Raw genomic sequence first — 16,478 nt, 5'->3', positions numbered from 1 at the left:
GCGGTGCGCCCTCGGCTCGGTAGTCCCTCCGTAAAACAAACAAAAGAAAGGAACTAAACACCCCAGAAAAAACCCCCCCTCCCCCCCGTTCGCCCCCCCCCCCCCCCCCCCCACGGCCGCGGCCCTGGCCGTGGGTTCGGCACCGGCGGCGGCCGCCAACCCTTATCCCGGGGGTATCTCGGTCGGGTCGCCGCCCATCGAGCCCGGTACCTACTCCAGTGAGCTCAAGGCCGCCAACGGCAACGGGGACAGCGTCTCCTTCGTCATCGTGGGGGACCTCACCCGTAACGAGAACATCAGGACGTACATGTTGCTCTGGAGGGCGGACTGGTCGACCGAACCACTCGCGCTGCTGCCGGGGGACGCCGGTGGTAGTCCGGTCGGGATCAACAACGCCCTTACCGTGGTGGGGACTTCCGCCGCGCAGGTCGGGGGCCGGCAGCACGCGGTGCGATGGACTTCCCCGTCCACACCGACCGAACTGCTTCCGCTGCCCGGCGACACGACGGCGGCCCCTGCCGCGATCGGTGACAACGGCACCGCGGTGGGGTCCTCCTGGGGCGCGGCGGCCGCGAAGCAGGCCGTTGCGTGGCCGCCGAGCGGTGCCCCCGTCGTCCTGCCGCCGCTGCCGGGTGACACCGAGAGCGAGGCCGTCGCCGTCAACAGCTCGGGTACGGCGGTCGGCTACTCGTACCCGGCCGGCGGTATCGTCTCCCGGCGGGCGGTGGCGTGGAGCCCCGACGGGACCGTCACCGCGCTCGACGTGCCGGCGGGCTACGTGACCAGCAGCGCGGCCCGCATCACCGACTCCGGCGTCGTGATCGGGGCCGGCCGGCCGGGCGGTGAGCCGGGCGCGGACCACGCCCTCGTCTGGAACGCCGCCGGCGCCGTCTCCGACCTGGGCGCGGGCAGCCAGGCGAAGGCCGTGAACAACGCGGGCACGGTGGTGGGCAGCCTGGGAGGACAGGCAGCGCGCTGGGCCGTCGACGGCACGCCTTTGCCGCTCGCGCCGACCACGCTCACGAGCGTCGCCACCGGTATCAACGACCAGGGCGTCATCGTCGGGTACACCAGTGACCCGTGGCCGGCCCGCGCCCAGCTCTACGCGCAGCGCTGGAACCCCGACGGGTCCGTCATCGCGCTTCCCGAGTGGTCGAAGGACTTCCCGTACTCCATGCCGTTCTTCGTCACCGACAGCGGAATCGTCCTGGGTGAGCTGCTCCTTCGAGGCCTCGCGGGCTACGGCAAGCCGTTGACCATCCGCTGGACCATGTAGCCCCTGCACGGCCCCGTGCCCTATCCGACCCGGCACGGCCCGCGCCGGGTCGGATAGGGCACGGGGTGTCACCCCGCTACCGGGGGAGCGTGTATCGGTGGGATGACCGATGTGCGAGGGACGGGTGCACGGACATAGTCCTCGGGAGAGCGTTTCCGGGCGGCCGTGGTGCGCCCGGTCTTCGAAAGGGGCCTTTCTGTGCACACGTATGCGGACCTGGTGTTTCTCGACGGGCAGGTGGTCACGGTCGATGCGGAGTTCTCCGTCGCCTCGGCCCTGGCGGTGACCGGCGGGCTCATCAGTGCCGTCGGCGGGCGCGACGACGTCGCACCGCTCATCGGACCGGGCACCCGGGTCGTCGATCTGCGGGGGGCGACGCTGCTTCCCGGCATCAACGACTCGCATCTGCACGGATGTGCCTTCGGCATGGCGTCGCCGCCGCTCTCCCTCCACCTCGGCCACCCCGCCGTGTCCTCCCTCGCGGACGTGGCCGAGGCGGTGCGGGAGGCCGTCGGCCGGGTCCCGGACGGGCAGTGGATCACGGGGCACGGCTGGGACACCGGCTACCTCGACGAGTGCGTCGCCGATCCGTCGCGGCTGCCCTCGCGGCTCGATCTCGACGCCGTGAGCCCGGACCACCCGGTCGTCCTGTACTCCTTCTCCGGGCACGCCACCTGGGTCAACTCCAAGGCGCTGGAGCTGATCGGGATCGACCGGCACACCGTCGCGCCGCCCGGCGGGGCCATCGTCGTGGACGAGGCGGGGGAGCCCACCGGGCTGCTCCACGAGGGCGCCCAGGACCTCGTCCAGAACGCGCTGCCGGCGCTCAGCCGACAGGAACGGACCGACGCGGTCAGGTCGGCCCTCGCCACGCTGGCCCGGCTCGGCGTGACCAGCTACACCGAGCCCGGGCTCGGCCCCGGCGGCGACGGCATCATGCGGGGCGCGCTCGGCACGGAGACCCTCGACGTCTACCGCCGGCTGCTGGCCGACGGTGAACTGACCGCCCGCGTCGGCGTCCTGCTCCTGCCCACCGGAATGGCCAGTACCACCGAGGAGTTCACCCGCGGCCTCGCCGTGCTCACGGCCCTCGGCGAACCCGGCGGGTCCGGTGGGTCCGGTGGGTCAGGCGGGTCCGGCGAACCCTTCGAACCCGCCGCCCCCGGCGGCGCCGATCCGCGCCGCCTCGCGATCCACGGCGTCAAGGTCTTCGCCGACGGTGTCGTGCCCAACAAGACGGCCTGGATGCACGAGCCGTACGTCGGGGGCGGCTGCGGCTCGCTGTGCGTCGGCGGCCGGAGCGACACCGAGCGCAGCGCCGAGATCGCCGCCATCATCCGCCACGCCCACGCCGCCGGGCACCAGGTGGGCGTCCACGTCACCGGCGACCGGGCCATCGACACCGTCGCGGACGCCTTCGCCGCGGCCATGGCCGAGCACCCGCGGCCAGACGCCCGCCACTACGTCATCCACGGCGACTTCCTCACCGCGTACGGCATGAAGGTGCTGGCCGCGCACGGCTTCGGCGTCAACATGAACCCCACCATCAAGTGGACCGTCGCCGACATGGAGGAGGACTTCGTCGGCGCCGAGCGAGCCGCCTACGCCTGGCCCTACCGCGACGCCATCGACGCCGGGGTGCGGGTCGCGAGCGGGTCGGACGCCCCGGTCACGTTCCCGGACTGGCGCCAGGGCGTGGCGACCATGGTGCTGCGCGAGTCGAAGGCCGACGGCCGGGTCAGCGGTCCCGAGCAGCGCATCGGTCTGGCCGAGGCGATCCGCACCTACACCATCGACGCGGCCTGGCAGGACTTCGCCGACGACTGGAAGGGCTCCCTGGAGGTGGGCAAGGTCGCCGACCTCTGCGTGCTGGACGGGGACCTGCTCGCCGCCGATGCCCACGACATCCCGGCGATGCCCGTCGTCCTGACCGTCATGGACGGGCACATCGTGCACGACACCCTGCGCGATTGACGCAACCCGGGCACATGATCATCCTTGGATGATGGCAACACAGCGCGGCGGTGCGGACATCCTGGAGGCGGCCCTGCGCGTGCGCGAGGCCGCCAGGAGCGCCACGAGCGGTGCGGGCGGCGTCGACGCGCTCCTGGCGGCGCTGTCGGAGGTGGTGGAGTACGACCACGCCTCCCTGACCAGGTGGGATCCGCTGCGCCGGCGCCACACCACCCTGGCCGGGAGCTACCCGGACGACGCCACGGCCTACATCGAGACCCGCCTGCACCGCGACCCGGTGTTCCCGGTGCTCCGCAGGCTGGCCCGGGGCGCCCCTGTGGCTCGGGGACGTTCCCGGGCGGCTCCTGGCGGCATCCCCGGGCTTCCGGGAGGTGCTGTGCCCCCTCGGTATCGAGGACGGCGTGGCCCAGTGCCTCTTCGCCGCCGACGGCCGGTACGTCGGCATGCTGAACGTCAGCACCCGCGGGCCGCGGCGCGCGCCCGATCCGGCGCGCGCCGTGGTCACCCTCCTCACCGAGGCCCTCGCGGCGGCCGTCACCGCCCACGCGGGCCCGCCACCCGAGGCGCTCGCCACGCCCGGCCCGGCCGCGAACGCGCCCCGGCCCGGCGGGCTCTCGCCACGCGAACTCCAGGTGCTGGCCGAACTGACCGCCGGCCGCACCAACCGGCAGATCGCCGAGCGCCTGCACATCACGCCCCGCACGGTGGGAACCCACATCGAGCACATCCTCGCCAAGCTCGACCTGCCCAACCGCGCGGCCGCGGCCGCCCGGGCCGCCGCCTGGGGCATCGGCCCCTCCCGCTGACACGGCCCCACCAGCACGAACCGCCTCACCCGCCCCGCAGACGCACGCCCGCCCCAGCCGGGCCAGGCCGGGCGGACGTGTGCCTACGGCCGGTACTGCTCGGCGAGGTCGCCGTAGCCGCCGGCCGTTCAGACCGCCTTGCGGAAGTCCGCGAGGACGAGTGCCTGGGTGCCCTGCCCGGCGGTGGGCGGGAAGTGAGCGGTGCCGCACCGGGCGCAGTACCAGGCCTGGTTCCAGAGCCGCTCGGCCTGCGGCCGGCCCTCCAGACGCCGCCGTCGGCTGAGGAGGAGCGCGGTCGCACCCGCCAGCAGGGCGATCGCGGCGGCTAGGATCACGACCCCCAAAGCGGGACCAGGGCGTCGTTCGCGTCGGCGAGCGGGGCCGTCCTGGTCGACCGCGCGACACCTCAGCCCGAAAGAGCCGTTCTTGAGTGCCGCTCACCCCCTGACGCGCCTTGCCGTGACCGCAGCGACCCTCGCCGTCCTGGCCAGTTGTTCGTCCTCGCACGGCAAGGAGCCGCACCGGCCCGGAGTCGAAGCCGCCACTCGGCTCGGCCCAGGCGAAGGCCCGGACCTACCGCCCCCGGCTGGCACGGCAGCACCCTCCAGCGCCGCCCCGAGCGTGGGGAGTCCGGCGGACTGGCCCACCGAGCCGGTGGCCGCCGCCGAGGCTCCGACGGTCAGGAGCCAGGTGATCGAGCCCGGGTACACCGGCGAGTCGTATCTGAACCACCTGGCCACCACCTGGGGCATCACCATGAAGGCCCGGGAGAAGGTCGACTTCCCCGGCCGGCCGACGGTCTGGCACGCCTCGGGCGTCAAGCAGGACGGGAACACCGCGATGTGGATCGCCGCGGCGTGGACCATCGACGGCGACTTGACGACCTGGTCCTGCCACGTGACGGCCACCGCCGCGAAGCAAGCCGATTTCCTCCATGATTGTGCCGGCCTGGATCACCCAGGAGCGGAACCGGAGTCCACCAAGACCTGGCTGGACGCCATGAAGCCCAGAGTGGACACCGCCTTCGCCGCCGGGCCCCCATCGACAGCCCGCTCCACCGCTCCGGCCCGGTGGCCTTCATGCTCCAGAAGGGACCCGACGGCACGTACAGCGGCGACTACTACGAACTGCGGACCTTCGGCGTCGGTTCGAGCTGATCGGTTGACTCGGTGTGGAGGAAGCGGGTGTACCGGGGATCGGAGGCACTCTCCATTGAGCGGAGCGCGCGGCGTCGGGCCTGCGGGGAACCGCCCGGGCAGGACGCCGTTCTGGTGCCCGGCGCCGTGCCAGCCTGCTGTTTTGCGGTCTGTGCGGTCTGCTCACGAGTGGCGTGCCGCCCCTGGTGTTTCGGTGGTGGGTCACTTGCATGAGGCGCCTTCGTGTTTGATCGAAGGGGATGGGTGGAGAACCCGTGCTGGCGCCGCGTCGGCCACTGCCACCTGGAAGGGCGACATCAAGTCTCAGATGTTGAAAAGGCGTTCAGCGTTGGTGTGTGCGATCTTGTCGCGGTCCTCGGGGCTGAGCGGAGCGGTTTGCAGGAACGTGGCGTGTTGGACGGGGTCTCCGAAGGGATAGTCCGTGGAGAACATCAGCCGGTCGGCTCCGAACACCGTCAGCGCACATTGCAGGGGAGCGACGGTGGTGTACCCGCTGATCGTGAGGTGGACGTGGGAGCGCACCGTGTCGGCGACGGACTCGTGCCCCGGCCGCAGACGGCTGAGGACCTCATCGGCACGCAGCAGGGAGAACGGCAGGTTCTCCCCCATGTGCCCGACAATGACCTGCAGACGCGGGTGCCGGTCGAACACACCGCCCAGCACCATGCGCAGGACGTGCATCCCGGTCTCGGCGTGCCAGCCCCACCCTGCTGTCACCAACAACGCAGCGACAGCCGGGTCGAGACCTGCTCCGTATGCCTTGATGACAGCAGCCGGCGGATATGTCGGGTGCAGGTATACGGGGACCCCGAGCTCCTCCGCCGCCGCGAGGACCGGTTCGAACTCGGCGCTGTCGAGGAATCGGCCACCGGTATGGCCGTTGATGATGACTCCGCAGAACCCCAGATCGCGCACCGCACGGAAGGCTTCGGCTGCGGCGGCTTCAGGGACGGGCATGGGCAGACTCGCCAGCGCGCGGAATCGCCCCGGGTACTGCCGGATCGCCTCTGCCGCCCGGTCGTTCAGCGCCCGCGCCAGGTCAACCGCACGCGGACGAGGTACTTCCTGAGCGGCCGGAGCGACCACCGACAGCACCTGGACATCGATGCCGGCCGCATCCATGACCGCTATCCGACCCGCGCCGAGATCCGCCAACGGGCCCGCCGCAGCGGGTGGTAGGCCATACCCGGCCATCACCTCCTTTCCGTGCTCGGACGGCAGGAAGTGCTCTTCGACAGCGATCAGTCGCATGCGTTCCTCGTTTCCTCGACGGCGGCGGCCGCGCAGGTCCGCGCCGGCTTGCGCACCGAGTATCCGGATCGGCCCGGATCGGTCGCAACGAGTCCGCGGGCGTATGCCGGATACCGCGCGAGAGAGAGCCCGGATGCATGGAATCCATCGACTCCACCCGCGAACTCGCCGCCGACCCCGGCCCGGACCTCGAACTGCGCGCCGAGCTGCTTCGGGAACTGGCCTCCTGCACCTCGCCCGCGCCGGGCTCTCCTCTCCCGGCCCCCGGACCGTCCCCAAGCGATCCCCCCTGCCGCTGACCCCCCCCGCAGTGCGGCGACGAGCTCGCCCACGGACACGGCACGCGTCACCGCCGCTGCCACGGCTACGGCCCAGCCCGGCCCGGGCCTCGGCCACTCAGCGGGACCGGGAGAACCCGCCGGATGCCGCACGGTTCTGCGGCACGGCCTCCGGGGCACGATCGTCACATGCGAATCCTCGTTCTCGGCGGGTCGGTGTTCCTCGGCCGCGCCTTCGTCACGGAGGCCCTGGCCCGGGGCCACGAGGTCACCGTGTTCAACCGAGGCCGTTCCGGACCCGACCTGCCGGGCACCGTGACGGTGCGCGGCGACCGCCACAATGCCGGTGACCTGGCCGCGCTGGTCGAGCGGGCGCCGGGCCCCGACCGGGCCTGGGAGGCGGTGATCGACACCAGCGGCCAGCAGCCGCACGCCGTCGCCACCTCGGCCCGGTTGCTGCGCGAGCACGCGAGCCACTACGTCTTCGTCTCCTCGGTCCACGCCTTCGCCCGCTGGCCCGACCGGCCGGTCGACGAGGACTCGCCGCTGCACGACTGCCCGGCCGACTCGCCACCCGGCCTGCCATTCAGCACCGCGCTCAAGGCGGGCTGCGAGCGGTCTGTGCTCGAACAGTTCGGCACCGATCGATCGACCGTCCTCAACTGCGGTCTGCTGATCGGCCCGCACGAGAGCATCGGGCGGCTGCCCTGGTGGTTGGAGCGGACGGCGCGCGGCGGGCGCGTGCTGGCCCCCGGCAGGCCGGACCTGCCGATCCAACTGGTCGATGCCAGGGACTTCGCCGCCTTCGGGCTGGACCTGGGGGAACGCGGCGTCGGCGGCCGGTTCGTGACCACCTCGCTGCCGGGGTCGAGCACCTACGGCGAACTGCTCACGGCCTGTGCGGCGGCCAGCGGTTCGAACGCCGAACTGGTCTGGGTTGAGGACCAGCGGCTGCGCGCGGCCGGCGTCCGGCCGTGGAGCGAACTCCCGCTCTGGTACCCGGAGTTCGATGACAACGGGAGCGCCGGCGCGATCTGGCGGGCGGACTCCCGGGCAGCTGCGGCGGCCGGGCTGCGCTGTCGCCCGCTCGCCGAGACGGTGCATGACACCTGGGCCTGGCTGCAGGAACGCGGCCCGCGCGAGGAGCCCTACACCCAGGGTCTACAGGGCGACGTGCTCGGCATCGATCCGCAGAAGGAGCGCCGGATCCTGGCGGGCGAACTCTGACGGCGAACCCTGGCGGGCCCGCCGAATTCCCATCGCGGCGGCGGCCCGGGCCTGCCATGACGGCCCGCCATGGCCTACGAACTGTTGCTCACCGGTGGTGGTGCGGGCGTCGGAAAGACGACGGTCGGCTGGGAGGTGTCGGCAGTGCTGCAGGAGACGAGCACGGCGCACTGCCTGATCGAGGGCGACTTCATGGACCAGATCCACCCCGCCCCCGTCGGCGACCCCCACCGCTCGGCGATCACCGAACGGAACATCGCCGCGCTCTGGTCGAACTACGCGGCGCTCGGCCAGCACCGCCTCATCTACACCGACACGGTGAGCATCCTCGAAGCGCCGATGATCAGCCGGGCCATGGGCGGCCGGGGGACCAGAGCCACCTGCGTGCTGCTCACTGCCGAGGAGGCGACCGTGCGCGGGCGTCTCGCCCAACGGGAGATCGGGTCCCAACTGAGCGCCCACATCGAGCGCAGCCTGCGGATGGCACGGCAGTTGGACGAGCAGGCCCCGGCCGGTACGGTCCGCATCCCGACCGACGGCCGATCGGTTCAGGACATCGCCGCGCACGTCCTCCGGACCGCCGCCTGGTAGCCGGGGACGGGCGTCCTCTCGGTGCTGCCGTTCGAAGGCCGCACCCAGCGCCGAGAACGGACACCCGGTGCCGAGAACGGACACCCAGCGCCGAGAACGGACACCGGGCACCCCGCTACGACGTCGGCAGGACCGTCCGGCGCCCCGAGGTGCTGAGACGTCGGCGGCCCCGGAAGATCCTGACGGACGGAGAACGCGCTCAGTTCGGGCAGATGCCGCGGGTGTGGTCGACCGTGGCGGCGGCCTGCGAGTAGCGCCACTCGGGTGCCAGCAGGTTCGCGTCGAGCTGGGCGGCCGCGTCCGGGCTCTCCACCAGGTAGCCGAAGTCCTGCAGCCAGGCGGGGTAGAGGTTCTTCGAGCCGACGAAGAACGCCGAGCCGTCGACCGCGACGACCTTGTGGTGCAGTGCGTACGGGTGACCGTCGGCCCAGGTCGCGGTCGGCGCCGCGCGGAAGGAGGCGAGCTGGAGGTTCCGGCACATGGTGGCCCTCGCGCCGGACGCGTCGCCGGTCCGGGCCGCCAGCCGGGCCTGGAGCGCGTCGCTGATCTCGGAGAGGGATTTGATCTGCGAGTAGCCGCCGCTGCCGACCGTGCCGCGGTTGGCCGGGTCGCTCACCACGATGCGCACCTTCACGTCGGCGGCGAGCTTGGCGGCGAGCAGGTCGTAGAGGCGCAGGTCGTAGCGCGGCAGCGGCGGGCAGGTGCTGTTCAGGTCCTGCTGGGAGATCTCGATGTGGCTGGTGGCGCCGGCCACCAGGGCCCGGAGCGCGCTCTCCTCGGGGTTGACCGTCTCGTAGTCGCGGTCGCCGTTGGTGTTGTCGTGCAGGGCGACGAGGCCGCACTTGGCGTCGGAGGCGGCCGGCCGGTCCGGCTGGTGGGTGGAGGCCGGGTCTGCGCTCCGGATGCCGACGCCCAGGCCGCCGATCGCGATCACCGGCAGGTTGCCGGTGGCCGGCACCGGGCCGGGGTTGGCGTCCTTCTCCAGGTTCGGCAGGCAGGGCGCGCCGTTGCTGGAGGCGAACCAGGTGTTCGACAGCACTCCGGTGTTCTTGCAGGTCCAGCCCCACAGGGTGTCGAGGTAGGAGCCGGCCGAGGCGGCGGCGGGGCCGGTCAGCGCGAGGTCGACGTCGGACACCGGGTGGGTGGTGTCGATGTAGTCGTCCTTCCAGTTGTTGATGCCGCCGGTGATCACGCTGCGGCCGTCCACCACCAGCAGCTTGGAGTGGTTCCAGGACAGGGCGGTCCTTGAGGTGGTCATCGAGGCGACGTTCAGCGTGACGCCGGCGGCGGCGGCCGGGCCGAGCCGGGCCAGCAGGTCGTCCCGGTAACTGGTCGGCAGCGCGGTGATGTTGTAAAGGGGGGCGGCCCCCACCAGGACCCGCACGGTCAGCTTGTTGCCCGCCGCCACCGAGGCCTTCAGGCCCGAGACGATCGCGTCCTGGAACGCGCCGTCGGGGAACGGCGCGAGGGTGGAGATGTGAGGCCCCTTAAAAATACCCGATAGTAACTTGAGTGTGTGTCAGGTACCTGTCGGGATCCGCCCGCTGGGGCTGACGGTCCGGCTGCGCCGAGATCGCTCGTCGTCGGCAGTGTCCGGAGATGGGGAGGAACTTCTTTCCGACCGCCTGCAACCTTTGGCCGGGCTCCACGTCTATGACAGTGAGAAGCGGGGCCGTGGTCGCCCCCCCCGGCCGCACACAAACCTGCTGCGGCCCGCTCGCCATCAGTCATTCAGTCATCAGTCATCAGCGCGCTGCTGCGGCCTGCCCGCAGAACGGTTTCAGGGGAGAACTGTGTCCGCCATCGTTCATGTTCGTCGTACCCGTCGTGCCATCGTCGTCGCCGCCGCCCTCGGCGTCGCCGCAGTCTGCGGATCGGTCGTGGCCGCCGCCCCGGTGGCCTTCGCGGGAGAGCCGTCGCACACCTCGCTCTCCGTCCAGGCCCCGGCCTCGGTCGGATTCGCCGGTGGGCCGGTCGAGTTCACCGAGGACATCACCAACTCGGGCCAGGAGAGCACCGGTTACAACCTGGAGCTGCAGACCGTCACCGACGTCGGAACGCCGTCGGACGCGATCGTCATCGACTTCAGGGACCCGGCCGACGGTACGTGGAAGTCGGTGCCCCTGGTGATGACCGGCACCTCCGGAGGCGTCGTGTACGACGGGACGGTGCCCGGGCTCACCGTCCCGGCCGGGCGGACCCTCAGGGTCGACCTGCGGATCGGCGCGCCGATGGGCCTGCCCCACAACGGCGCCACCAACGGCGGCTTCCGGTCCATCGCCCTGCATTCCGCCGTCGTCGTCGACCCCCACGAGCCGGCGCAGGCCGAGGTGACCAGCACGATCAAGGTCACCTCGATCACGAGCTCGCTCGACCACGTGCCCGCCACCGTCGTCGCGGGCGGCGCGCCGGTCGAGTTCGACGCCACCCTCGACAACCCCACGCCGTCCGACTACACCAACCTCGGCAACGTCCTGTTCGTGGACCGGTACGCGACCGTGCAGGTGCGTACGGCGGACGGGGCCTGGCGGACGCTGGACAAGGTGGCCGGAATCGCGCCCGACGACCCCTACGGCGTGTACCTCCAGGGCCGTGACTCCAGCCTCCGGTCGGGTGGCAAGGCCGTCGCCCGGGTGCGGGTGTCGTACGACGCGAAGACTCCGGCGGGCACCACCACGCTCGGCCCGTGCGTGTTCGTCAACGAGGGCCAGCCGTTCCGGGGAACCACGAACTGCGGTACCCGCTCGACGATTCAGGTCCTGCCCGCCGCCACGAAGGCGCCCGAGCGGAGCCCGTCCTCCTCCTCGGCGCCGTCGGCCCCGGCCGGCGCCGCCGTGCCGGTCTCCGCGTCCTCCCCGAGCGCCCCGAGCGCCTCGGCTCCGGTGGACCCGTCCACCACCTCCACCGCGCCGTCCATCCAGCAGGCCCGCGTCGCCGACGTCGCGCAGCCTGCCGCGCCGTCATCCGTCCAGCTCGCCTCCACCGGGACCGACCACACCGCGGGCCTCGCCTTCGGCGGCCTCGCCCTGACGGCCGCCGGGGCCGGCGCCCTCTGGCTGCGCCGGGTGCTGCGCCGGGCCTGAGCACGCACGGCGAGCCCGAACGCGAAGGAGCCCGCCATCCTCCCCGGGTGGCGGGTTCCAGCCGCGGGCGGCCCGTCGGGCGCGCGGCGTCAGCGCCGGCGCGCGGATGCGGGTGCTGGCCAGTACCCGCCCACCGAGGAGGCCCAGCCGGAGCTGCGGGCCGCTCTCTCCCGCCCGGACGCCGACGACCGGTCCGCCGCCTGGGCGGCCCCGTTCCGCGGGAACGGGGCCGCCCGGGGGAGCCGGTCAGCGTCAGTCGCAGTGCGGCAGGGACTCCTGGCTGCTGTCGTAGCTTCCGTTGGAGAAGTTCCACGTGACGGTCTGACCGTTGCAGTTGTGGCCGCCGGCGGTGAAGTTCCAGTTGCCGTGGTAGAGGCGGGTGTTCGAAACACCGGTCACCGGAATGTATCCGGAGTCCCACCACCACGAGCCGACGTTCGGCTGGGGCGAGCCCGTGTTCGAGTTGTAGTTCGAGCTGGACTTCACGTCGATCAGTCCGCCGTGCCAGTTGCCGTTGACGTAGTTGGTGTTCCAGAGGTTGATCTCGGTGTAGGCCTGCTTGCTGCAGGAGTTCCAGGCGAGGTAGGCCCGACCGATCGACTGGCCGCCGGCCACGATGGTGCGGGCAGGTCCGAGCACCTGGCCGCAGTCGGCCGCGCTGGCGGTTCCCGCTCCGACCGTGGCGAACGTGAGGCTGCCCGCGATGACGGTGAGCACAGCCGAGGCGGCGCGCATACGCGTGCTGATCCGCATGACTCTCCTTGGGGAGAACTTCGAGGTGACTGTAGGTCACCCGTTGGCACCAATGCTTCCACCGGACGCGCACGCGGTCTATACGGATGACGTCAAGGGCCCGCTGGGGCGAGTTCACCCGGACGCCGCGACGAGGATGACGCCGGGCCGGGGCGCCGGGACGCAGAGTGGAAAGTCTGAAAATAATCTCGCGAAAGGGACGTGGCAGTGTGCGCAAGAGCCGGAGCGGGCCTCAGGGTGGGATCCGTCCTGGGCGGCCTGATGCTGACGGCGTGTTCGACCCCCGCCCCGCATGCCGTGGACGGCAGCGGCGGAGAGCCCCGCGGCAGTGCGGTGGTCATTGCGGCTGATCAGGAGGCCGGACAGGCACCCGTGCCGGGTGGTCCGCCGCTCGCTGCGGCCGATCCGGGGTCCGGGCAGGCCGGCGTTCGGGGCAGTGCGCTGATCGTCGCGGTCGATCAGGCGTCCCGGCAGGTTCTCGTCCTGGACGGCGAGACGGCGCGGGAGGCCGAACCCGAGGCCGACCGGTTGCCGGTGGTGTGGTCGTGGACCGCTGACGGCGACGATCGGCTGGCCGACCTGGAGCCGGCCCGCAGCTGGGCCAGGCCCACCGAGGCCAGGGACGTGGTGCTCGACGGTGAAGGCTCCCTCCTGGTCACCGCCTCGGGTGGCCTGGCAGCCCTGGTCGACACGGCGACCGGCACGCCGATCTGGGCCACGGATCTCGGCACCTCCGCCAACCCCCACAGCGCGGAGCTCCTACCGGACGGCAACGTCGCCGTGGTCGCCAGCACCGGCGGATGGGTGCGGCTGTACGCGGCCTCGGAGGGGCCTCGCAGCACCACCTATACCGAGCAGGAACTCGACGGGGCCCACGCCGTGCAGTGGGACGAGGGCGCGGAGCTGCTCTGGGTGCTCGGGGACGACACCCTGCTGGCCCTCCGGGTCGGTGGCACGCCCGACATCCCCTCCCTCACCCCCGAACGCAGTGTCCCCCTTCCGGAAGTCGGGGGACACGACCTCGCACCTGTGCGCTCCGCGCCGGGGACGTTCTGGCTCAGCACCGGCGACCGCCTGTGGCGCTACGACTCACACCTCGACCGCTTCGAAGCCGTCGGGCTGGGCGCGGAGGACTCGGCCCGCGGGATCAAGAGCGTGGGCAGTGAGCCCGTCACCGGTCGCCTGCTCACCGTCACGCCCGATCACGCGGGGCCCTGCTCCTGGTGCACCTCCGCCGTCACCTTCCACCACCCCGACGGGACGCTCGCCCTGACCGGAACCGAGCTGTACAAGGCCCGCTGGTGGACCACGCCGCTTCCTGGTCTGGGCCCGACGAACCGACCCCGGTAGCGCGGTCCTCCGGCAGCCGCGGGCCACGCTCGACGCCGAGGCGGGGCCTGCGGCGTCCTCGCCGGCGCGGCGGCCGACGCGGGCGCCCGACCTGGCGGCAGTCCGACCCGCGGCAGTCGCCGTGGTCGTGCCGCGGGTGCGCGGGTCCTCAGCTCCGCGGGTCCTCAGCTCCGCAGGTCCTCAGCTGATGTACACGGCGGCCCCGCCCCGGCTTGCCGCGCCTCGCCCGTGTCAGCGGGGGAGAACGGACTTCACCAGGTCGTTCGCTGAAATGAGCCCCAGCCCCGGGACGGCGTCCCGCAGCACCTTCACGGCCCGGACCGAGTCCAGCGCGGGGTCGACGTCCGCCGCGGACAGGATCCGGCTTGCCCACCGGCGGACACGCTCCTCGTCCGCCACGATCATCTGGCGATCCACCACACGCAGCGCTGCCTCCAACCCGGGCCGCTCCGCCGCGCCCGCCGTCTGTATTTCCGCCAGGAGCTCGGCGCGGACGTCGTCCAGGTCGTGCAGGACCACGACGGGGTGTGTGTTGTTGGTGAACACGCGAGTTCTCCGATCAGAGCACGAAGCAGAGCACGAAGCAGGGCAGGAAGCAGAGCGGGAAGCAGGGCAGGAGGCGGGCGACTGCTTGGTGGGCTCTCGTGTCAGACCTGTCGCCGGCTTCCCGTGGATTCCAACCTAAACCACCATGCGAACCTCCCGCTGCTGCGCCAGTGGCAGACTCCCTCGCCACGGAAACGGCCAGATCATCCGCACCACCGCGAGGTCGGTCCCGGCGAACTGATGTTCCCTCAGTCCACGAGTCCCATATCCTCGCGTACGAGGGGAGGCCAACGGACCGTCATGACCGCCTCCCGCCTCCGCACACCGCCGTCGCACCGCTGCGCGACACGAATCCACTCGAACAAACCACGCCGTCAGCCGTGCAGGCCTTGGTCCGGCGTGCGCCGTGCGACGCCTCGTCCCGCCGCCGTCACCTTCGTCGACCACGTCGCCGACGTCCTGGGCGAGTCCTCCACCAGCGATGAGCCCGCGACCCCGGATGCCGCCACGCTGTCGCCCGGGCGCCTCGCCGAGCCTCTGCGACCACCATGTACTGGAGATTCCGATGCCCGCCCCCGGACCGACGACCAACGCCCCGCCGGTGAACGGGATACCGCCCGGGCGTCCGTTCTCCTGGCGATTCACCACCCCGTTGTTCGTCGGTTCGGCGCTCAACCCGATCAACAGCTCGCTGATCGCCACGGCCCTCGTACCGATCGCCCACGGACTCGGCGTGTCGATCGGGCAGACCGCCGCGCTGGTCACGGCCCTGTACCTGGCCAGCGCGATCGCCCAGCCCACCGCGGGCAAGGCCGCCGACGTGTTCGGCCCACGACGGGTGTTCCTGGCCGGAATCGGACTCGTCATCGTCGGAGGACTCATGGGCGGCGCCGCCGACAGTCTTCCGATCCTCCTGATCAGCCGAGTACTGATCGGGTCGGGCACCTCGTGCGCCTATCCGACGGCCATGCTGCTGATCCGCCGCCGCGCCGAGGACGCCGGTCTGGACAAGCCGCCGGGCGGAGTGCTGGGCGGCCTGCAGATCGCCGGCATCGCCACCGCCTCGCTCGGGCTGCCCCTGGGCGGTGTTCTGGTGGCCACGCTGGGCTGGCGATCCGTGTTCTTCATCAACGTTCCGGTCGCACTCGTCGCGCTGGTCACGACAGTGGCCTGGGTCCCGCCCGACAGCCCACCCGACAGCCCGCCCGACAGCCCACCGGACCGCAGTCGACGCGCCCGTGACGTCGCGGCCGCCCTGGATGCCATCGGCATCGCCGGGTTCGCCGCCGCGATGATCACGCTGCTGCTGTTCCTGTTCGCCCTGCCCGACGCCCACTGGTACCTGCTGGCGATCTCCGCCGTGCTGTGGATCGCCCTGGTGCTGTGGGAGCTGCGAGCCGGCACCCCGTTCCTCGACCTGCGCCTGCTCGCCGGCAACCGGGCCCTGACCGGTACCTACCTTCGCTACGGCCTGGTCCTGGTCTGCGCGTACGTCGTGCTCTACGGCGTCACCCAGTGGGCCCAGAGCGTCCGCGGCCTGTCCGGGACCGAAGCCGGACTGCTCCTGTTGCCCATGACGCTCATGTCCGGCCTGGTGATCTCGCTCGTCTCCCGGCACAACCCGGTGCGCGGACCGGTCATGGCAGCGGCCCTGGCCTGCCTCATCGGATCCGCCGGCGTACTGCTGCTCAGCACCTCGGGCTGGATCGGATGGGTCGTGGTGGTCACGCTCATCTTCGGCGTCGTCATGGGCACGTCCGGCGCGGGCAACCAGACCGCCCTCTACGAACACGCCCCCGCCGAACAACTCGGCACCGCCTCCGGCCTGCTGCGCACCTTCGGCTACCTCGGCTCGATCGTCGCTTCCGCAATCACCGGCATCGTCTTCCGCACCCACGTCTCCGACCGCGGCATGCACCTCATCGCCTGGATCATGGTCGGCGTCGGTGTCGTCCTGGTCCTGACGACCCTCGCCGACCGCACCCTGCGTACCCGGCCCGCCCCCTGAGCAGGTACCTGTGCTCCATGGCCCCACAGGTTCGCTCGACTGTGTGTGGGGAGCCGAGGTGTTTCGGGAAGACGTCGTCGACCCGGCCACCTGCGAATGTGAACGGGGGAGTGGGTTCAACGCCTCTTTGCTGCGGGGGTGTTTCGTTCCCATGTACATATGCCCAGATCACTGGCGT

At 71.7% G+C, this 16,478-nt stretch carries 14 protein-coding genes; 9 read left to right on the top strand and 5 right to left on the bottom strand.

Annotation, left to right across the window (positions count from 1 at the left end):
- Positions 1-130: 130 nt before the first annotated feature.
- From AC07AL_RS30635 to AC07AL_RS30625, 3 genes are all read left to right on the top strand, one after another.
- A complete protein-coding gene (locus AC07AL_RS30635; protein ID WP_478318965.1) occupies positions 131-1,276 on the top strand; it encodes a hypothetical protein in 1,146 nt (381 codons plus the stop codon).
- Positions 1,277-1,474: 198 nt separating this feature from the next.
- A complete protein-coding gene (locus tag AC07AL_RS30630) occupies positions 1,475-3,250 on the top strand; it encodes an amidohydrolase (protein ID WP_478318964.1) in 1,776 nt (591 codons plus the stop codon).
- Positions 3,251-3,651: 401 nt separating this feature from the next.
- Positions 3,652-4,056: a helix-turn-helix transcriptional regulator gene (locus AC07AL_RS30625; protein ID WP_478318962.1), complete on the top strand. Its 405-nt coding sequence runs from the start codon at positions 3,652-3,654 to the stop codon at positions 4,054-4,056.
- 128 nt (positions 4,057-4,184) lie between these two features.
- On the opposite strand, the gene AC07AL_RS30620 is transcribed toward AC07AL_RS30625, so the two are convergent.
- Both AC07AL_RS30620 and AC07AL_RS30615 read right to left on the bottom strand, forming a co-directional pair.
- Positions 4,185-4,391: a hypothetical protein gene (locus AC07AL_RS30620; RefSeq protein WP_400806564.1), complete on the bottom strand. Its 207-nt coding sequence runs from the start codon at positions 4,389-4,391 to the stop codon at positions 4,185-4,187.
- A gap of 1,125 nt (positions 4,392-5,516) precedes the next feature.
- Complete coding sequence (locus AC07AL_RS30615) at positions 5,517-6,464, bottom strand: amidohydrolase family protein (protein ID WP_363587115.1); 948 nt, start codon at positions 6,462-6,464, stop codon at positions 5,517-5,519.
- A 137-nt stretch (positions 6,465-6,601) separates the two neighbouring features.
- Between AC07AL_RS30615 and AC07AL_RS30610 the strand changes: the two genes are divergently transcribed.
- The 3 genes from AC07AL_RS30610 to AC07AL_RS30600 all read left to right on the top strand — a co-directional run bounded on the left by AC07AL_RS30610 (position 6,602) and on the right by AC07AL_RS30600 (position 8,560).
- Positions 6,602-6,763, top strand: coding sequence for a hypothetical protein (locus AC07AL_RS30610; RefSeq protein ID WP_478318961.1), 162 nt, complete (start codon positions 6,602-6,604; stop codon positions 6,761-6,763).
- A gap of 168 nt (positions 6,764-6,931) precedes the next feature.
- Entirely contained in the window at positions 6,932-7,969 is a 1,038-nt protein-coding gene (locus AC07AL_RS30605) for an NAD-dependent epimerase/dehydratase family protein (RefSeq protein ID WP_400336092.1), read from the top strand.
- 69 nt (positions 7,970-8,038) lie between these two features.
- Complete coding sequence (locus tag AC07AL_RS30600; RefSeq protein ID WP_478318960.1) at positions 8,039-8,560, top strand: hypothetical protein; 522 nt, start codon at positions 8,039-8,041, stop codon at positions 8,558-8,560.
- 199 nt (positions 8,561-8,759) lie between these two features.
- On the opposite strand, the gene AC07AL_RS30595 is transcribed toward AC07AL_RS30600, so the two are convergent.
- A complete protein-coding gene (locus AC07AL_RS30595; protein ID WP_478318959.1) occupies positions 8,760-9,968 on the bottom strand; it encodes a phospholipase D-like domain-containing protein in 1,209 nt (402 codons plus the stop codon).
- A gap of 385 nt (positions 9,969-10,353) precedes the next feature.
- Between AC07AL_RS30595 and AC07AL_RS30590 the strand changes: the two genes are divergently transcribed.
- Positions 10,354-11,643 carry a hypothetical protein gene (locus AC07AL_RS30590; protein ID WP_478318957.1) on the top strand — a complete coding sequence of 430 codons (1,290 nt, stop codon included), beginning with the start codon at positions 10,354-10,356 and terminating at the stop codon, positions 11,641-11,643.
- A 252-nt stretch (positions 11,644-11,895) separates the two neighbouring features.
- On the opposite strand, the gene AC07AL_RS30585 is transcribed toward AC07AL_RS30590, so the two are convergent.
- Positions 11,896-12,396, bottom strand: coding sequence for a hypothetical protein (locus tag AC07AL_RS30585; RefSeq protein WP_363632770.1), 501 nt, complete (start codon positions 12,394-12,396; stop codon positions 11,896-11,898).
- 237 nt (positions 12,397-12,633) lie between these two features.
- Here AC07AL_RS30585 and AC07AL_RS30580 point away from each other — a divergent pair, with 237 nt between their 5' ends.
- A complete protein-coding gene (locus AC07AL_RS30580; protein ID WP_478318956.1) occupies positions 12,634-13,746 on the top strand; it encodes a DUF6528 family protein in 1,113 nt (370 codons plus the stop codon).
- Between the two features lie 231 nt (positions 13,747-13,977).
- Here AC07AL_RS30580 and AC07AL_RS30575 read toward each other — a convergent pair whose 3' ends face one another.
- Positions 13,978-14,292, bottom strand: a complete 315-nt coding sequence (locus AC07AL_RS30575) for a hypothetical protein (RefSeq protein WP_478318954.1) — start codon at positions 14,290-14,292, stop codon at positions 13,978-13,980.
- Between the two features lie 565 nt (positions 14,293-14,857).
- On the opposite strand from AC07AL_RS30575, the gene AC07AL_RS30570 reads away from it, so the two are divergent.
- Positions 14,858-16,300 (top strand): MFS transporter, encoded by a 1,443-nt coding sequence (locus tag AC07AL_RS30570; protein WP_478318952.1) that lies wholly within the window; start codon positions 14,858-14,860, stop codon positions 16,298-16,300.
- Positions 16,301-16,478 lie beyond the last annotated feature (178 nt).

The sequence above is a fragment of the Kitasatospora sp. NPDC043949 genome (assembly GCF_056435365.1).
This window is presented reverse-complemented; position numbering and strand designations above follow the sequence as displayed.

Excerpts from the sequence above, each read along its gene's own strand:
- AC07AL_RS30615 (WP_363587115.1), bottom strand. The coding sequence starts at position 6,464 with ATGCGACTGATCGCTGTCGAAGAGCACTTCCTGCCGTCCGAGCACGGA.
- AC07AL_RS30610 (WP_478318961.1), top strand. The coding sequence starts at position 6,602 with ATGGAATCCATCGACTCCACCCGCGAACTCGCCGCCGACCCCGGCCCG.
- AC07AL_RS30605 (WP_400336092.1), top strand. The coding sequence starts at position 6,932 with ATGCGAATCCTCGTTCTCGGCGGGTCGGTGTTCCTCGGCCGCGCCTTC.
- AC07AL_RS30600 (WP_478318960.1), top strand. The coding sequence starts at position 8,039 with ATGGCCTACGAACTGTTGCTCACCGGTGGTGGTGCGGGCGTCGGAAAG.
- AC07AL_RS30585 (WP_363632770.1), bottom strand. The coding sequence starts at position 12,396 with ATGCGGATCAGCACGCGTATGCGCGCCGCCTCGGCTGTGCTCACCGTC.
- AC07AL_RS30570 (WP_478318952.1), top strand. The coding sequence starts at position 14,858 with ATGCCCGCCCCCGGACCGACGACCAACGCCCCGCCGGTGAACGGGATA.